The 16,471-nt window shown below is 67.0% G+C and carries 11 protein-coding genes; 8 read left to right on the plus strand and 3 right to left on the minus strand.

The window, feature by feature from the left end; genetic code table 11:
* Nucleotides 1–38: 38 nt before the first annotated feature.
* Nucleotides 39–1,574: an amino acid ABC transporter permease/ATP-binding protein gene (locus ACYJSS_RS15230; RefSeq protein WP_111259712.1), complete on the plus strand. Its 1,536-nt coding sequence runs from the start codon at nt 39–41 to the stop codon at nt 1,572–1,574.
* A 90-nt stretch (nt 1,575–1,664) separates the two neighbouring features.
* Here the strand turns inward: ACYJSS_RS15230 and gdhA are convergent, their stop codons facing one another.
* Entirely contained in the window at nt 1,665–2,999 is a 1,335-nt protein-coding gene (gene gdhA, locus ACYJSS_RS15235) for an NADP-specific glutamate dehydrogenase (protein WP_111259711.1), read from the minus strand.
* Nucleotides 3,000–3,352: 353 nt separating this feature from the next.
* Here gdhA and ACYJSS_RS15240 point away from each other — a divergent pair, with 353 nt between their 5' ends.
* A complete protein-coding gene (locus tag ACYJSS_RS15240; RefSeq protein WP_236204778.1) occupies nt 3,353–3,721 on the plus strand; it encodes a hypothetical protein in 369 nt (122 codons plus the stop codon).
* An 84-nt stretch (nt 3,722–3,805) separates the two neighbouring features.
* Here ACYJSS_RS15240 and ettA read toward each other — a convergent pair whose 3' ends face one another.
* Nucleotides 3,806–5,473 (minus strand): energy-dependent translational throttle protein EttA, encoded by a 1,668-nt coding sequence (gene ettA / locus ACYJSS_RS15245; RefSeq protein ID WP_111259709.1) that lies wholly within the window; start codon nt 5,471–5,473, stop codon nt 3,806–3,808.
* Nucleotides 5,474–5,803: 330 nt separating this feature from the next.
* Between ettA and ACYJSS_RS15250 the strand changes: the two genes are divergently transcribed.
* The 3 genes from ACYJSS_RS15250 (at nt 5,804) to ACYJSS_RS15260 (ending at nt 11,061) form a co-directional block, all read left to right on the plus strand.
* On the plus strand, nt 5,804–9,922 hold the full coding sequence (locus ACYJSS_RS15250) for a bifunctional diguanylate cyclase/phosphodiesterase (protein WP_236204794.1): 4,119 nt from the start codon (nt 5,804–5,806) through the stop codon (nt 9,920–9,922).
* A 349-nt stretch (nt 9,923–10,271) separates the two neighbouring features.
* Nucleotides 10,272–10,649, plus strand: coding sequence for a hypothetical protein (locus ACYJSS_RS15255; protein ID WP_236204779.1), 378 nt, complete (start codon nt 10,272–10,274; stop codon nt 10,647–10,649).
* A 40-nt stretch (nt 10,650–10,689) separates the two neighbouring features.
* The gene (locus ACYJSS_RS15260; protein WP_111259707.1) at nt 10,690–11,061 is read left to right on the plus strand and encodes a hypothetical protein; all 372 of its coding nucleotides are present in this window, start codon (nt 10,690–10,692) and stop codon (nt 11,059–11,061) included.
* 73 nt (nt 11,062–11,134) lie between these two features.
* Here ACYJSS_RS15260 and ACYJSS_RS15265 read toward each other — a convergent pair whose 3' ends face one another.
* The gene (locus ACYJSS_RS15265) at nt 11,135–11,779 is read right to left on the minus strand and encodes a DUF6348 family protein (RefSeq protein WP_236204780.1); all 645 of its coding nucleotides are present in this window, start codon (nt 11,777–11,779) and stop codon (nt 11,135–11,137) included.
* A 208-nt stretch (nt 11,780–11,987) separates the two neighbouring features.
* On the opposite strand from ACYJSS_RS15265, the gene ACYJSS_RS15270 reads away from it, so the two are divergent.
* The 3 genes from ACYJSS_RS15270 (at nt 11,988) to glyA (ending at nt 16,248) form a co-directional block, all read left to right on the plus strand.
* A complete protein-coding gene (locus ACYJSS_RS15270; protein WP_236204781.1) occupies nt 11,988–12,677 on the plus strand; it encodes a DUF4241 domain-containing protein in 690 nt (229 codons plus the stop codon).
* Nucleotides 12,678–13,016: 339 nt separating this feature from the next.
* A complete protein-coding gene (locus ACYJSS_RS15275) occupies nt 13,017–14,894 on the plus strand; it encodes a hypothetical protein (RefSeq protein ID WP_236204782.1) in 1,878 nt (625 codons plus the stop codon).
* A gap of 100 nt (nt 14,895–14,994) precedes the next feature.
* Complete coding sequence (gene glyA / locus ACYJSS_RS15280; protein WP_236204783.1) at nt 14,995–16,248, plus strand: serine hydroxymethyltransferase; 1,254 nt, start codon at nt 14,995–14,997, stop codon at nt 16,246–16,248.
* The last annotated feature ends 223 nt before the right edge of the window (nt 16,249–16,471 follow it).

A 16,471-nucleotide genomic window follows, 5' to 3' on the forward strand; every position in this document is an offset into this window, starting at 1 on the left:
CGGGCCCCCCCTCGAAGGGCGGGTCGACCGAGGTGCCCATGCAATTCGAATGGTCGTATTTCTTCTCGCTGTTCTCGCTGGTCGATTTCTGGAAGGCCTGCGTCACGGTGATCGAACTGAGCACCCTGGCCTGGTTCATCGGCATGGTCCTGGGCTTTCTCCTGGCCAGCGCCAGGCTCTCCTCGCTGCCACTGTTGCGGGTGCCGGTGGGCCTCTACATCTGGTTCTTCCGCAGCGTGCCGCTGCTGGTGCTGGTGGTGTTCGTCTACAACCTGCCGCAGCTGTTCCCGGTCACCGGCAAGCTGCTGTCCAACCCCTTCCTCGCCGGCCTGTTCGCCCTGGTGCTGACCGAGGCCGCGTACATGGCCGAGATCCACCGCGGCGGGCTGATCTCGGTGGCCAAGGGGCAGAAGGAAGCCGGTCGCGCACTGGCCATCGGCGGGCTCGGCATCCAGCGCCTGATCGTCATCCCGCAGGCCTTCCGCATCTCCCTGCCGACGCTGATCAACGAATACATCACGGTGGTCAAGCTGACCTCGCTGGTCTCGGTGATCTCCCTCACCGAGCTGCTGATGGTCGGCCAGCGCCTCTACGCGCAGAACTTCCTGGTGATGGAGACACTCTGCGCCGTGGCCGCCTACTACGTGCTGATCGTCACCCTGTTCGGCTGGCTGCTGGGCGCGCTGGAGCGCCGTCTCGACCTCTCCCGTCGCGCCCCGCAGACGCTGACCGCCGAGGCCTTAGCCGCCCTGCGCGGCACGAGCCAGCACCTCGCCGCCCGGGTGGCGCGCGCCACCGGCAAGGGCACGCCGCCGGCGCTGCAACTGCAGAACATCCACAAGCGCTACGGCCGCCACGAAGTGCTCAAGGGCATCGAGCTCAAGGTGGGAGCGGGCGAGGTGGTGTCGATCATCGGCCCGTCGGGCTCGGGGAAGACGTCGCTGATCCGCACCATCAACGGCCTGGAGAGCATCGACCAGGGCGAGATCGTGCTCTTCGGCGAAACCTACATCACCTCGGGCGACAAACCCGGCAACGCCCGCGTGCGCCGGGGCGTGCAGCACATCGGCATGGTGTTCCAGAACTTCAACCTGTTCCCCCATCGCACCCTGCTCGACAACGTCACCCTGGCGCCGCGCTACCACGGCCGCCTGCCACGCCAGGAGGCGGAGGCCCGCGCCTGCGCGCTGCTGGACAAGGTCGGGCTGCTGGCCCATGCGCACAAGTACCCGCACCAGCTTTCCGGCGGCCAGCAGCAGCGGGTCGCCATCGCCCGCGCACTGGCGATGGACCCGCAGATCATGCTGTTCGACGAGCCCACCTCGGCCCTCGACCCGGAGCTGGTGGGGGAGGTGCTGAAGGTGATCCGCGACCTTGCCAGCGAGGGCATGACGCTGGTGATCGTCACCCACGAGATGGAGTTCGCGCTGTCGATCTCCGACCGGGTGATCCTCATGGAGGACGGCCTGGTCCAGGTCGACGCCAGCCCGCAGGCGATCCGCGAGAACCGCGCCGGCGAGCGCATCCGCCGCTTCATGGGGTTGCCGGAGCAAGAGCAGCGCGCCAGCGCCTGACCCCAGGAGGCGGAAACGAGAAGGGCAGCCACCCGGGCTGCCCTTCTTCATCGCGGACGGGTCCGCTTCACCGGAGCTGCGCCGCGCGCCTCAGACCACGCCTTGCGCCAGCATGGCGTCGGCGACCTTGACGAAGCCGGCGATGTTGGCGCCCTTCACGTAGTTGATCCGGCCGTTCTCCTCGCCATGGGCGACGCAGGCGTGGTGGATGTTCTGCATGATGCCGTGCAGGCGCTGGTCCACCTCGCCGGCGCTCCAGTGCAGGCGCATGGCGTTCTGGCTCATCTCCAGGCCGCTGGTGGCGACGCCGCCGGCGTTGGAGGCCTTGCCCGGCGCGTAGAGGATGCCGGCCTCGATGAAGATATCCACAGCCTCCAGGGTCGAGGGCATGTTGGCGCCTTCGGCCACGCAGATGCAGCCGCCCGCCAGCAGGGTGCGGGCGTCATCGGCATCCAGCTCGTTCTGGGTGGCGCAGGGCAGCGCGATGTCGCAGGCCAGGTTCCAGGGGCGCTGGCCGGCGATGAAGCGCAGCCCGGCGCCCTGCAGTTCGCTGAGGCGCCCGCGACGCACGTTCTTCAGCTCCATCAGCGCATCCCACTGCTCCTGGGTGAGGCCGCCCTCGGCGAACAGGGTGCCTTCGGAATCGGACAGGGAGATCACCTTGCCGCCCAGCTCCATGACCTTCTGCGCCGCGTACTGGGCCACGTTGCCGGAGCCGGAGATGGCCACGCGCTGGCCGTCGAAGCCGCTGTTGCGGCCCTTGAGCATCTCCTGGGCGAAGTACACGCAGCCGTAGCCGGTGGCTTCCGGGCGGATCAGGCTGCCGCCGTAGGCCAGGCCCTTGCCGGTGAGCACCGAGGTGAACTCGTTGGACAGGCGCTTGTACTGGCCGAAGAGGAAGCCGATCTCGCGGGCGCCGACGCCGATGTCACCGGCGGGCACGTCGAGGTCGGCGCCGATGTGGCGGTACAGCTCGCTCATGAAGGACTGGCAGAAGCGCATGACTTCGGCATCGCTCTTGCCCTTGGGGTCGAAGTCCGAGCCGCCCTTGCCGCCGCCCATGGGCAGCGAGGTCAGGGAATTCTTGAACACCTGCTCGAAGGCCAGGAACTTGAGCACGCCGAGGTTCACCGAAGGGTGGAAACGCAAGCCGCCCTTGTACGGACCGATGGCGCTGCTCATCTGCACGCGGTAGCCGCGGTTGACCCGCACGCGGCCGGCGTCGTCGACCCAGGGCACGCGGAACAGGATGGCGCGTTCGGGCTCGACGAGGCGCTCGAGGATGCCGCCCTGCAGGTAGCGCGGGTTGGCCTCGAGGAAGGGCCAGAGGCTGCGCAGCACTTCTTCCACGGCCTGGTGGAATTCGGGCTGGTCGGGGTCACGCCGTTTCAGGCGGGCAAGATAGTTGTCGACGGATTCGGTCATGGCGTCCTGGCCTGCTCGTTCTGTTCAAAAGGGCGCTGACTCTAGCAAGGAAAATGCGCCCTACAGAAGTGCAAGATGACGCTTTATTGAATCTTTTTGGTGCAAATCTATAAAATCCGCCGAAAGCCATAGGGATAAACCGCTCTGAAACGGCGAATGACCGACGCTTCCACTGCACCTTGTCGAAGCGCTTGCAGCCCTCATATGGCGCACCCCGGCCACGCAGGGCTCCGGCGCGCTCCTCGCGGGCCTGCGGACAGCCTTTGTATCCACGCATGTCCAGGGGAGAACCCGGCTTCTTCGAACCAGTCATAGCGATGTGCTATTTCGGCACCCACTCCAGGAGCTCATCCATGTACCGCTCGCGCATGCGTCCTTCCCTCCTCGCCGCCACCACGGTCACCGCCCTGCTGCTCGCCGGCATCGGCCAGGCCCGAGCGGGTGTCGAGATGGCAGGCTCGGCCAGCAGCTATGACAACCTCGCCGCCGTGGATAGCACCTCCCACGGTGGCCAACTGATGGAGAGCAACATCAGCGTCGGCGATGTCAAGGAGATGCAGAAGCACATCAACAAGCTGAATCAGCTGAGCAGCGATCAGGCCGACACCCTCAGCGCCCTGAGGCGCCAGGTGGACGACCTCAAGAGCGACCTGGAGGAGCAGGGACGCAAGAGCGACCAGCTGCAACGCAGCCTGGACGACCTGGCCCGCAAGGTGAAGTAAGCCGGGAGCGGAAACGAAAACGGAGCCTTTCGGCTCCGTTTTCTTGTGCAGCCCACCCGGCGTCGACCGGGGGATGACCTCAGGTCACTGGGCCAGCTTCTTGTGACGCACGCGGTGCGGCTGGGCGGCGGCATCGCCCAGGCGCTTCTTGCGATCGGCTTCGTACTCGGTGTAGTTGCCTTCGAAGAACACCGCTTGCGAGTCGTCTTCGTACGCCAGGATGTGGGTGGCGACGCGGTCCAGGAACCACCGATCGTGGGAAATCACGATGGCGGCGCCGGGGAAGTCCAGCAGGGCTTCTTCCAGGGAGCGCAGGGTTTCGACGTCGAGGTCGTTGGACGGTTCGTCGAGCAGCAGGACGTTGCCGCCCTCCTTCAGGGTCAGGGCCAGGTGCAGGCGGCCACGCTCACCACCGGAGAGGTCCTTGACGAACTTCTGCTGGTCGCCGCCCTTGAAGTTGAAGCGGCCGACGTAGGTGCGCGACGGGATCTCGTAGTTGCCGATGCGGATCTGGTCGGAGCCGTCGGAGATCTGCTGGAACACGGTCTTGTTGCCGTCCAGGTCGTCGCGGCTCTGGTCCACGCACGCGAGCTTCACGGTCTCGCCGATCTCGATGCTGCCGGAGTCCGGGGTTTCCTTGCCCATGATCATGCGGAACAGGGTCGACTTGCCCGCGCCGTTGCCGCCGATCACGCCGACGATGGCGCCCTTGGGCATGGAGAACGACAGGTTGTCGATCAGCACGCGGTCGCCGTAGCCCTTGGTGACGTTCTTGAACTCGATGACCTTGTCGCCCAGGCGCGGACCGGCCGGGATGTAGATCTCGTTGGTCTCGCTGCGCTTCTGGAATTCCTGCGACTGCATCTCCTCGAAGCGCTGCAGGCGGGCCTTGGACTTCGACTGGCGGGCCTTGGCGCCCTTGCGCACCCACTCCAGTTCTTCCTTCATGGCCTTCTCGTGGGCCGACTGCTGCTTGGATTCCTGGGCCAGGCGGGCCGACTTGGTCTCCAGCCAGCCGGAGTAGTTGCCCTCGTACGGAATGCCCGCGCCACGGTCGAGTTCGAGGATCCAGCCGGCGACGTTGTCGAGGAAGTAACGGTCGTGGGTGATGGCCACCACTGTGCCCGGGAAGTCGTGGAGGAAGTGCTCCAGCCAGGCGACGGAATCGGCGTCCAGGTGGTTGGTCGGCTCGTCCAGCAGCAGCATGTCGGGGGCGGACAGCAGCAGGCGGCACAGGGCCACGCGGCGCTTCTCGCCACCGGAAAGGTGCTCGATGCGGGCATCCCAGGCCGGCAGGCGCAGCGCGTCGGCGGCGACTTCCAGCTGGCGTTCCAGGTTGTGGCCATCGCTGGCCTGGAGAATGGCCTCGAGCTTGGCCTGCTCGGCGGCCAGCTTGTCGAAGTCGGCATCCGGGTCGGCGTAGGCGGCGTAGACCTCGTCCAGGCGGGCCTGGGCGTCCTTGACGACGCTGACCGCTTCCTCGACCACTTCACGCACGCTCTTGGTCGGGTCCAGCTGCGGTTCCTGGGGCAGGTAGCCGATGTTCAGCTCGGGCATCGGCCGTGCTTCGCCGTCGAACTCGGTGTCCACACCGGCCATGATCTTCAGCAGGGTCGATTTGCCCGAGCCGTTGAGGCCCAGCACGCCGATCTTGGCGCCGGGGAAAAACGACAGGGAGATGTTCTTGAGGATTTCCCGCTTCGGCGGAACGACCTTGCTCAGCCGATGCATGGTGAAGACGTATTGAGCCATGGGTGACCTTGGTTCTGTGATCAGGGGTAAAAGGCGGGGACGCATGCGCTCCCGCGCGCGTGCGGCAAAGCTACCGGAATGGGCGAAGCAGGGCAAACGACGCTCGTCGGCCATGCTGGCACTCTGCCTCACTTCAAGGCATGCTAGCCCGCTTGTAAGCGCCGGACTACAGTTCAGTCGGCCAGCATCACCTGCCTATTTCGTCGTCATCGCAGGATTCGTCCAGTGCCCAAGCTTCGCCCCTCGACCACCCCGCGTGCGCCCGGAGAGCCGTACGGCCCGCCACTGCACCGCTCGGTCAAGGGGCTGTTGCTGGTGCTCGTGCTGTCCATGCTCAGCCTGCTGTTCTGGCAGCTGCAACAGGAATACCACCAGTTGAAGGACGGCCAGCGCCAACGCAGCCAGGAACTAGCCCGCGAGATCACCAGCCACCTCGAAGGCAGCATGGATTTCAAGGCCCAGGCCGGCCTCGCCTTCCTCGCCCAGAGCGCCCGCCAGCCGTCCCCCACCCCCAGCCTGCTGGACAACCTCAAGCGCATCTACCCGGCCATGCGCAGCGTCGCCTGGCTGACACCGCGTGGCGGCATCGTCGCCGACAGCGACCCCGGCGCCGACGACGCGCTGTTCGTCGCCCGCCTCGCGCAACGTTCCGCCGGCCAGGCCGTGCACTTCTCCTTCAGCGCCCAGGACGGTGGCCAGCTCTACCTGATCCTGCGGGACATGCAGGCCGGCAGCGCCTGGCTGCTGCGGCTCGATCCGCAGGCGTTGCGCAACTGGATCCGCGAACAGGAGCGCGGCCAGTCCGGCTGGCTGCTGGAGGACCGTTTCAGCGACCGCGTGCTGCTGCACAGCGGCAAGGTCGCCAAGGACAGCCCCATCGTGATGCCGGTGACGGCGCTGGAAGAGTCCCAGACCCTGTTCATCGCGCCGCTCGCCAACAGCGACTGGCAGCTGCGCGCCCTCTACGACGAACGCCAGGTGCAGGCCGACCTGCTGCCGGGCCTGATCGGACGGCTGGCGCTGTTCCTCATCTGTGCCACCCTGGCGACCCTCGCGCTCCTCGTCCTGCAGCGCGAGCAACGCAACCTGCGCGAGCTCAACGACGCCTCGCGGCGCTCCCTGCGCCAGGCCGCCAGCGCCCTCGGCGTGATCGAGGAGCGCGTGGTGGTGACCTGGACCGACGGTGTCGTCTGCTACCTCAACGCCCGCGCCGAGGCGATGTTCGGCATGAGCAGCGAAGAGTCCCAGCAATACCACCTGCTGGCCCTGCTGCCCGGGCTGGACCCGCTGCTGCTACACGCCACCACCTTCCCCAACGACCTCGGCCCGGACCTGGTGCCCGCCGGCGTCGATGGCGAGCAGCGCCTGTTCGCCGTGACCCGCAGCGACCTCAACGACGGCGCCAAGCTGATCGGCTACGTCTGGGTCCTGCGCGACGTCACCGAGGAGCAGCAGGCCCTGCGCGTGCTGCAGGAAACCCGCCGGCGCTACCAGGACATCTTCGAAGGCACCGGCGTCGCCCTCTGCGTACTCGACCTGTCCACCCTGCGCGAGCACCTGTTCCAGCTGGGCCTGCGCGATACCCAGGCCCTCGCCCAGTGGATCGACACCCATCCCGGGCGCCACGGCGAGCTGCTGCAGCGCCTGCGCATAACCGAGGTCAACCAGTTCGCCCTGCGCCTGCTCGGCGTCGGCAGCAGCGAACAGGTCTGGCAGCTGTTGATCGGCCACGGCCCGCTGCGCAACGGGGGCATCCGCGCCCAGCTCATCGGCGCCGTGCTCGGCAGCCAGTCGCAGATCGAACTGGAGACCCGCATCGTCACGCCCCAGGGCACCGAGCGGCATCTCTGGGTGGTATTGCGCCTGCCGGAAATGATCCAGGACCTGCACGCCGTCACCCTCAGCATCAGCGACATCACCAGCCGCAAGCGCATCGAGCTCTCGCTGATCGAGCGCGAGCGCTTCTGGTCCGACGTGGTGCTGGCCGTGCCGGACACCCTCTACGTGCACGACATCGGCAACCGCAAGGTGATGCTCAGCAACAACCGCCTCGGCCAGCAGCTGGGCTACAGCCGCAGCGAGTTGAAGGCGATGGGCGAGCGCTTCTGGGAGCAGGTGCTGCACCCCGACGACGAAGAACAGTACTGGCGCATGCGCAGCCTGCAGCAGGTGGTCGGCGACGGCCTGCTGCTGCAGTGCCAGCTGCGCTGGCGCCACCGCGACGGCAACTGGCACTGGTTCGACATCCGCGAGCAGGCGCTGACCCGCGATGAAAACGGCCGGGTCAGCCGCCTGATCGGCGTGGCCAAGGACATCACCGAGCAGATCGAGGCCAGCGAGCTGATGCGCGAGAGCGAACGGCGCTATCGCCTGCTGGCCGAAAGCATCAGCGACGTGATCTTCACCAGTGATCGCGAGATCAACCTCAACTACGTCAGCCCCTCGGTACAGCCGGTGCTGGGCCTGAGCCCGGAATGGGTGATCGAGCACGGGTTCAACGGCACCGTGGCCAACCCACGCCAGCTCGCCTCGCTGTTCGTGCTGATGGACAAGGTCAACCACGCCCTGGGCGATCCCCAGCGCCTGGCGGAACTGCGCGACCAGCTGCCGCCCCAGCTGTTCCTGTTCGACTGCCTGCGTGCCGACGGCCGCAAGATCCCGGTGGAGCTGCGCATCATGCTCATGTGGGACGAGCACGGCCGCTTCGAAGGCCTGCTCGGCGTCGGTCGCGACATCAGCCAGCAACGCCGTGCCGAGAAGGACCTGCGCATGGCGGCCACGGTGTTCGAGCACTCCACCTCGGCGATCCTGGTCACCGACCCGGCCGGCTATATCGTCCAGGTCAACGAGGCCTTCAGCCGCATCACCGGCTACTCATCCGCCGAAGTCCTCGACCAGCTGCCGTCGGTGCTCACCGCCGATCGCCAGCAGGCCACCCAGCTCAACTACATCCTCGGCCAGCTGAACCAGCGCGGCAGCTGGGAAGGCGAGGTCTGGCTCAAGCGTCGCCAGGGCGACACCTACCCCTCCTGGATCGGCATCACCGCCGTGCACGACGAGGAAGGCGACCTGGTCAGCTACGTCTGCTTCTTCAGCGACATCAGCGAACGCAAGGCCAGCGAGCAGCGCATCCATCGCCTGGCCTACTACGACGCCCTCACCCACCTGCCCAACCGCACGCTGTTCCAGGACCGCCTGCACACCGCGCTGCAGCATGCCGAGCGGCACCAGGAATGGGTGGTGCTGATGTTCCTCGACCTCGACCGCTTCAAGCCGATCAACGACTCCCTCGGCCACGCCGCCGGCGACCGCATGCTCAAGGACGTGGCCATCCGCCTGGCCGCCTGCGTCGACGACGACACCGTGGCGCGCATGGGCGGCGACGAATTCACCCTGCTGCTGCAACCGCGCACCACCCGCGAGGGCGCGCTCAACCGCGCCATCAACGTGGCCGAGCAGATCCTCGCCAGCCTCGCCCGGCCCTTCGTGCTCGAAGGCCGCGAGTTCTTCGTCACCGCCAGCATCGGCATCGCCCTCAGCCCGCAGGACGGCCGCGAGCTGAGCCAGCTGATGAAGAACGCCGATACCGCGATGTACCACGCCAAGGAGCGCGGCAAGAACAACTTCCAGTTCTACCAGGCCGAGATGAACGCCCGCGCCCTGGAGCGCCTGGAGCTGGAGAGCGACCTGCGCCACGCCCTGGAGCAGCGCGAATTCGTGCTCTATTACCAGCCGCAGTTCTCCGGCGACGGCAAGCGCCTGACCGGCGTCGAGGCCCTGCTGCGCTGGAACCACCCGACCCGTGGCCTGGTGCCGCCCAATGACTTCATCCCGGTGCTGGAAGAACTCGGCCTGGTGGTGGATGTCGGCGACTGGGTGCTGCGCGAGGCCTGTCGCCAGCTCAGGCACTGGCACCATCAGAAGATGCGCCTGCCGAAGATCTCGGTGAACATCTCCGCCCGCCAGTTCGCCGACGGCCAACTGGTCGAACGCATCTCCACGATCGTCGCCGAGAGCGGGCTGCCGCCGGCGTGCCTGGAGCTGGAGCTGACCGAATCCATCCTGATGCGCGACGTCGGCGAAGCCATGCAGATCCTCGCCAGCCTCAAGCGCCTGGGCCTGTGCATCGCGGTCGACGACTTCGGCACCGGCTACTCCTCGCTCAACTACCTCAAGCAGTTCCCCATCGACGTGCTGAAGATCGACCGCAGCTTCGTCGACGGCCTGCCCGACGGCGAACGCGATGCACAGATCGCCCGCGCCATCATCGCCATGTCCCACAGCCTCAATCTCGCGGTGATCGCCGAAGGCGTCGAGACCCACGCCCAGCTGGAGTTCCTCCGCGAGCACGGCTGCGACGAAGTGCAGGGCTACCTCTTCGGCCGCCCCATGAGCCCCGAGCAGTTCGAAGCCCAGTTCGGCGGCGCGGCGCTGTTCATGCTCAGTTGAGCGACACACGAAGCCGGCAACAACCGCCCCGAACCAGCCGCTGTGATGGGCTTCTGGTTGTCATACGAATGAAGTTGAATATTTCCTACAGCCCTGCCAGATTGCGCTTCGCTATTTAAGTGTTGCAAAGGATTGCAAGTACGAAGCGACCCCGAAACACCCTCGCCAGTATCTGCAAAGCCCCCTGAGTTCCGCTGTACCTGCCGCCAAGTCGTGGCTTTTTTTCGTGGCCGGAATCCAGCGTCCCGGTGTGGCGGCCCCTCGGGTCCATCCCCTATTGGCCGCTCGTTACAGGCAGCCAGGCTGCTCCACGCCCCCAACAAGAACCCCGCACAAGGAAGATTGCGTCATGACCGTTTCTCGCGCCTCGAAACACCGCCCCAGCCCTGCCAACCTGCTCCGCTGCGCCGTCGCGCTGGGGCTCGCCACCGTGCTCGGCGGCTGCAACTCCGCCGAATCCGAAGTCCAGAAGGTGGTGATCGACAACCTGCTGGTGAAGGACGTCTACAAGTTCGGCGAATACACCGAAATCAACGGCATTGGCGCTTGCCAGACCGTCAACAGCGTCAGGGCCGATGGCCGGGAAACCGGTGACATGCAGGCCTTCGCGATGAAGAAGGACGGCACCTGGCACTTCCTGAACTTCCTCCCGGGCTCCCATGAAGAGTGTGTCCAGGCGGGTGAAGAAATGACCCAGGACCTTTTGGACAAGGGCTACAAGGGCTGAGCGGCCTACTGAATCAACGTCACCACTCTGGAGAAGTTCAATGCGTACCAAGTTCCTGCAAATCGGCCTGATCGCCGCCATGGGCCTGCTGGCCGCCTGCGGCTCCTCGCCGCGTGCCCCGCAACAGCAGATCGTCGGGCAGATCCCGGCAGGCAGTCCCTTCGCCAAGGTCCAGCCCGGCATGTCCATGAAGCAGGTGCATGACCTGATCGGCCAGCCCACCGACAGCTACAACCACATGACCGGCAAGATGTTCATCCCCTTCTACTTCGGCAGCGACGCCATGCGCATGGAAGAGCTGTACAAGGGCCAGGGCCGCCTCACCTACACCGGCGTGGGCGCCGGTGGCGCCAACTTCAACGTCTACCAGATCACCTACGACCCGAGCGAAGACGGCTACAACAACCGTTGATCCACCCCGTCGCCCAGTAGCAAGAAGCCCCGCCTGATGCGGGGCTTCCTGCTTTGGGGAAGCTCCGCTCCGGTCAGGCCGGGATCGGCTTGATCACCAGGAAGCTCCGCGCGCTGTAGTACGCCTCGGAATCCTCCCAGGCCAGCCCTGCGAAGCGCTCCATCCCCTCCGGCCAGGGCTCGTTGTCGAACAGCGCCTCCACCGTGCGCTGGTTGTCGAAGGCGCAGAAGAAGTGGCGGAACCAGTGGATGCGCCCATCCAGCGGCAGCGCGCGGATCTGCGCCTCGATGCTGGGGAACAGCTCGGCCGGCAGCTCCGGCACCTTGCCATCGGCGCCCCGCGTGCAGAGGTTGCCCAGGTGCGCCTCGAAGCGCTGCCCGCCCACCTGCCAGGTCTCCACCGTCACCTGGTCTTCATCGACCTGGCCCCACAGCGCCGAGAGCAGCACATGGAAACTGTTGCGGCAGAAGTTCTCCCAGGCGTCCTGCATACCCGACTCGCCCTCGCCCACACCGGCGAAAGCCTCCTGGAACTGGCGGTTGTCGTCCTCCAGCAGCACGTCCACGTCGAGCCGCCCGGTCTTGCCGCGGGGATACCAGGTGGCACGGATCGCCGGCAGCCGGCCTCCCGGGGCGACCCAGCCCTCGTGCACGACGAACTCGACGCCATGGGCTTCGAACAATGCAGCCAGGCGCTGCGAAACGGAGACCGGTTCCATCTTCGATCCTTATGCAATGATGGCGCGCCCGAGGCGGGCCGGAACGGCGCGTAGATTAATGCGCTTGAGCGGTCGAAGCGGCAAGCCCGTCGAGCAGGACGCACTTGCCTGGCTGCGCCGCAGGTATTGAGCGCCCCCGTCCGCACACGGGGGCACCAGACCGTGGGATCTGCTCCGCCGCCGCCGTACAGAAGGAGAACCACCGACCATGAACCGACACGTCGCCAGGCTCGCCCTGCTGCTGGCCCTGCCTGCGCTCCACGCCGAGGCCGCCGCCCCGACGGGCCACCCGCTCTTCGATGCCGCCTTCACCGAGGGCTACCGGGTGCAGGTGGAGGGCCAGGACTACCGCCTCCATACGCAGGCCATCGGCGAGCTGGAGCTGCCCACCGGGCAACTGGTGGCCTGCGACCCGCTGGTGAGTTGCGACGGTCCCTTCACCCAGCCCGTACCCAAGGGGCGCTTCCCCCTGCAACTGGCCATCGCGCGGATCGGCGATGACGAACGCGTGGCCTTCGCCCGCATCGTCTTCGCCCCCGGCCCGGCGACCCGCTGGGAGATGGCCCTGGTGAACGGCCAGGACCCGAACACCCTGGGGCCGGACGAGTTCTTCGGCTACGGGGTGGACAGCGGCACCGGCGGCTTCATGGACGCCGCCGCCCTGCGCAGCTACGAGGCCCGTCGAGACCAGGAGGGCGAGGCCTTCGACGAGCGCCTGTTCGCCGAACTGGACAAGACCTACCAGCACACCCGCAGCTGGTACCTGCTGCCGACCGACGCCGGCAACGTGGCGTTCTTCTCCAGCGGCTACGGCGACGGTGCCTACCCCAGCTACTTCGGCTACGACGCCAACGGCCGGCTGGTGGCGGTGGTGACCGATTTCCTGTTGTTGCGCTGACAACAAGCTGGAAGCTGGAAGCTGGAAGCTGGAAGCTGGAAGCTGGAAGCTGGAAGCTGGAAGCTGGAAGCTGGAAGCTGGAATAGCCTGGGGGATCGGCGGATACCGTCAACACCTGGGCTTATTTGTCTCCGCAGCCCGGGCGTAGGGTGGACCACGCTTCACCGGTCCACCATTCGAGGTCATGCCGAACACCGCTCCACCCTCGCCGCGAAAGCGGTTTCGTGATCCCCGACAGGCCCACGCCGGGGACCTTGCCGTAAGATCGCGCCATCACGGCCCAGCGCCCCGCCCGACCAGCCCGCCATTGACCGGCGACGACGCGACAAGGAGCCCGCCATGTCCTGGTGGAAACGCTTTACCCGCCCTACCGAAATCGACCCGACCACCCAAGACGCGCCGACCGCCTCACCGGAAGCCGCTCCCGAGACGCCCAGCATCGAGCTGCGCCAGGGCACCGCCGAGTTCGAACTGTTCATCACCGAGGCCGAGCTGGAGCAGGGCAACCTCGCCCACGGCGCCGAGCACCTGGCTGAGCTGCTCAGGTTCGCCCCGGCCAACCCGGAGTGGCTGGCCCTGGCCGAGCGCTACCTGCAACGCGCCGGCACGCCGGCCGAAGCGGTGCTGCTGCCGCCCAGCGAGCAACGCTACGCGGCGACCGAAGCGCTGCGCAGCTGGATCATGGCCCGCGAAGGCCGGGTCGCCGAAGCCGTCGACCTGCTCCTGCAGGTGATCGACGCCGCCCCCGAGAGCGACTACCTCGACGCCTGGGCCCTCGATTGGCTGGAGCCGGCCGGCAGCCTGGAACAGTTGGATGCGGACCTGCAGATGCGCCTGCTCGGCCGCGTCATCCAGCGCACCCCGGAAGCCCGCGAAGCCACCGCCCACGACCTCGCCAACACCCGGCGCTGGGCCGTGCTGGCCGGGCGCATCCGCCCTGCGGACGATTTCACCGCGCAATGGACGATGCTGCACATCGGCCTGCTGCGCCGTGCCGCCCTCTTCGACCAGGCCCTGGAGCTGGCCGGGCCAGTGCAGCAGCAGGACTGGCACCAGGCGACCGCACGGGGCCTGGTGCTGCGCCAGCAGGGTCGCCCGGCGGAGGCCGACCTGGCCTTCAGCCAGGCCGTGCAGCAGCAGCCGGAAGAGCTCAGCACCTACCTGGAGGCCGGCGACACCTGGCTGGAGAACCAGGGCTGGGCCCAGGCGATCAACTGGTACGACCAGGCCTTGGCACTGCACCCGCAACATCCCTGGGCCGCCCCCTCGCGGGACTACTGCCAGTGGCGCGCCACGGGCGACGACGCCCTGCTGCAGCGGGTGATCGACGCTGCCAAGGCCGACAACGAACGCGCCTACCAGCTGTGGTTCCTCGCCAGCGGCGCACCACCCCAGCCCAACGACGCCAGCGCCAACGTCCTGCGCAAGATCCGCGACAGCCTGCTCGACGGCAGCTACGAGGGCTCGCCCGGCGACAGCATCACCCTGCGCACCTCGTCCCTGGAGGCGCCGAGCAACGTCCTGGCCATCACCCTGGAACTCGCTGCCCACGGCCTGTCCGGCTGCAAGGTCGAAGTCACCGCCGAGGCCATCGCCCAGCCCGATCCGCGTCAGCCGCACGGCCCCGTCGAGCACCTGCTCTGGCGCTACGAGGGCGACCAGGCGCTGCCGGCCCTGCCGCCGCCCGGGGAGAAGGTCAGTGCGCTGATCGCCGGTCTCGCCGCCACGCCTTACGCCCGCGCCAACTGGGCCCAGGCCAGCCATGTGGCCGCCGGCCTCACAGGCGACGAGCCGCTGCAGGTGCTGGCGACCCTGGTGCACCCGCCGGCGGTGCCCGACCGCTCGGTCCCCGCGCTGCTCTGGCTGACCCGCGTGCAGAGCGCCGCCGCCCAGGTGCTGGCCCATCTCGATCACGGCTGGGAAGGTTCGCGCCGTCGCGCCCTGCTGCTCAGCGCTCTGTTCGGGCCGAGCGACTGGACCACGGTGGCGGCCATCCGCGTCCTGGCCGCCATCGCCCACGACCAGCCGGCCCATGCCCTGGACATCCACACCTGTTTCGAGCGCCTGGAAGGCCGGCGCCCCGATTCCGGCTACTGCTGCTGGCTGGAGCCGCTCTATGAGAGCTGGCAACAACTGCCCCTGCTGTTCGATCACGAGCGCGAAGCCCTGCGCCAGAAGCTCGCCGAACTGCAGGAAGTCGATGACGAATCCGCGTGAGCGCCGCTTGTCTGTCGCATGACCGACCTTCATGTGTCAGCCAACGACCTATGAGTTAGAATGCGCGCCTTTCCACGTACCGATCCCCGAGAGGACCGCCATGTTCAGCCGTGATTTGACCCTCGCCCGCTACGATGCCGAACTCTTCGCCGCGATGGAGCAGGAAGCCCAGCGCCAGGAAGAGCACATCGAGCTCATCGCCTCCGAGAACTACACCAGCCCGGCGGTGATGGAAGCCCAGGGTTCGGTACTGACCAACAAGTACGCCGAGGGTTACCCGGGCAAGCGCTACTACGGCGGTTGCGAGTACGTCGACGTCGTCGAGCAGCTGGCCATCGACCGCGCCAAGGAACTGTTCGGCGCCGACTACGCCAACGTCCAGCCCCACGCCGGTTCCCAGGCCAACGCCGCCGTCTACCTGGCCCTGTTGTCGGCCGGTGACACCATCCTCGGCATGAGCCTGGCCCACGGCGGCCACCTGACCCACGGCGCCTCCGTCTCCTCCTCCGGCAAGCTGTACAACGCCGTGCAGTACGGCATCACCGACGCCGGCCTGATCGACTACGACGAAGTCGAGCGCCTGGCCGTCGAGCACAAGCCGAAGATGATCGTCGCCGGCTTCTCCGCCTACTCGCAGGTCCTGGACTTCGCCCGCTTCCGCGCCATCGCCGACAAGGTCGGTGCCTACCTGTTCGTCGACATGGCCCACGTGGCCGGCCTGGTCGCCGCCGGTGTATACCCGAACCCGGTGCCCTTCGCCGACGTGGTCACCACCACCACCCACAAGACCCTGCGCGGCCCGCGCGGCGGCCTGATCCTCGCGCGCAAGAACGAGGAGATCGAGAAGAAGCTGAACTCCGCCGTATTCCCCGGTGCCCAGGGCGGCCCGCTGGAGCACGTGATCGCCGCCAAGGCCGTGTGCTTCAAGGAAGCCCTGCAGCCCGAGTTCAAGACCTACCAGCAGCAAGTGGTGAAGAACGCCCAGGCCATGGCCCAGGTGTTCATCGACCGCGGCTTCGACGTGGTCTCCGGCGGCACCCAGAACCACCTGTTCCTGCTGTCGCTGATCAAGCAGGACATCACCGGTAAGGACGCCGACGCCGCCCTGGGCCGCGCCTTCATCACCGTGAACAAGAACTCGGTACCCAACGACCCGCGCTCGCCCTTCGTCACCTCCGGCCTGCGCATCGGCACCCCCGCCGTCACCACCCGCGGCTTCAAGGAAGTCGAATGCCGCGAGCTGGCCGGCTGGATCTGCGACATCCTGGAGAACATGGGCGACGAGTCCGTGGTCGACCGCGTACGCGAACAGGTCAAGGCCATCTGCGCCAAGCTGCCGGTCTACGGCAACTAAGCGACAGCGCTGACGAAGAAGCCCGGCCCATGCCGGGCTTTTTTATGCCTGTCGCACAGGCCGTGGGAGCGCTGCGCGGCCCGTGGCGAATGAATTGGCTCTGTCTGCGTTAAGTGTTGCTAGAAGATTTGGACCCAGCTGATTGCCGAGTTTTGTTGGTGCTTCTGGTTTCGCCCACCCGGGCGAGTCCCTTTTAACAATCGCCTTAAAAGGAACCAAAAGG

The organism is Pseudomonas sp. No.21 (genome assembly GCF_054558415.1).

What these genes read in the sequence shown, in the direction of transcription:
- ACYJSS_RS15230 (WP_111259712.1), top strand. Translation starts at nt 39, where the DNA reads ATGCAATTCGAATGGTCGTATTTCTTCTCGCTGTTCTCGCTGGTCGAT.
- ACYJSS_RS15255 (WP_236204779.1), top strand. Translation starts at nt 10,272, where the DNA reads ATGACCGTTTCTCGCGCCTCGAAACACCGCCCCAGCCCTGCCAACCTG.
- ACYJSS_RS15270 (WP_236204781.1), top strand. Translation starts at nt 11,988, where the DNA reads ATGAACCGACACGTCGCCAGGCTCGCCCTGCTGCTGGCCCTGCCTGCG.
- ACYJSS_RS15275 (WP_236204782.1), top strand. Translation starts at nt 13,017, where the DNA reads ATGTCCTGGTGGAAACGCTTTACCCGCCCTACCGAAATCGACCCGACC.
- ACYJSS_RS15250 (WP_236204794.1), top strand. Translation starts at nt 5,804, where the DNA reads ATGCTCAGCCTGCTGTTCTGGCAGCTGCAACAGGAATACCACCAGTTG.
- gdhA (WP_111259711.1), bottom strand. Translation starts at nt 2,999, where the DNA reads ATGACCGAATCCGTCGACAACTATCTTGCCCGCCTGAAACGGCGTGAC.
- ettA (WP_111259709.1), bottom strand. Translation starts at nt 5,473, where the DNA reads ATGGCTCAATACGTCTTCACCATGCATCGGCTGAGCAAGGTCGTTCCG.
- ACYJSS_RS15260 (WP_111259707.1), top strand. Translation starts at nt 10,690, where the DNA reads ATGCGTACCAAGTTCCTGCAAATCGGCCTGATCGCCGCCATGGGCCTG.
- ACYJSS_RS15240 (WP_236204778.1), top strand. Translation starts at nt 3,353, where the DNA reads ATGTACCGCTCGCGCATGCGTCCTTCCCTCCTCGCCGCCACCACGGTC.
- glyA (WP_236204783.1), top strand. Translation starts at nt 14,995, where the DNA reads ATGTTCAGCCGTGATTTGACCCTCGCCCGCTACGATGCCGAACTCTTC.
- ACYJSS_RS15265 (WP_236204780.1), bottom strand. Translation starts at nt 11,779, where the DNA reads ATGGAACCGGTCTCCGTTTCGCAGCGCCTGGCTGCATTGTTCGAAGCC.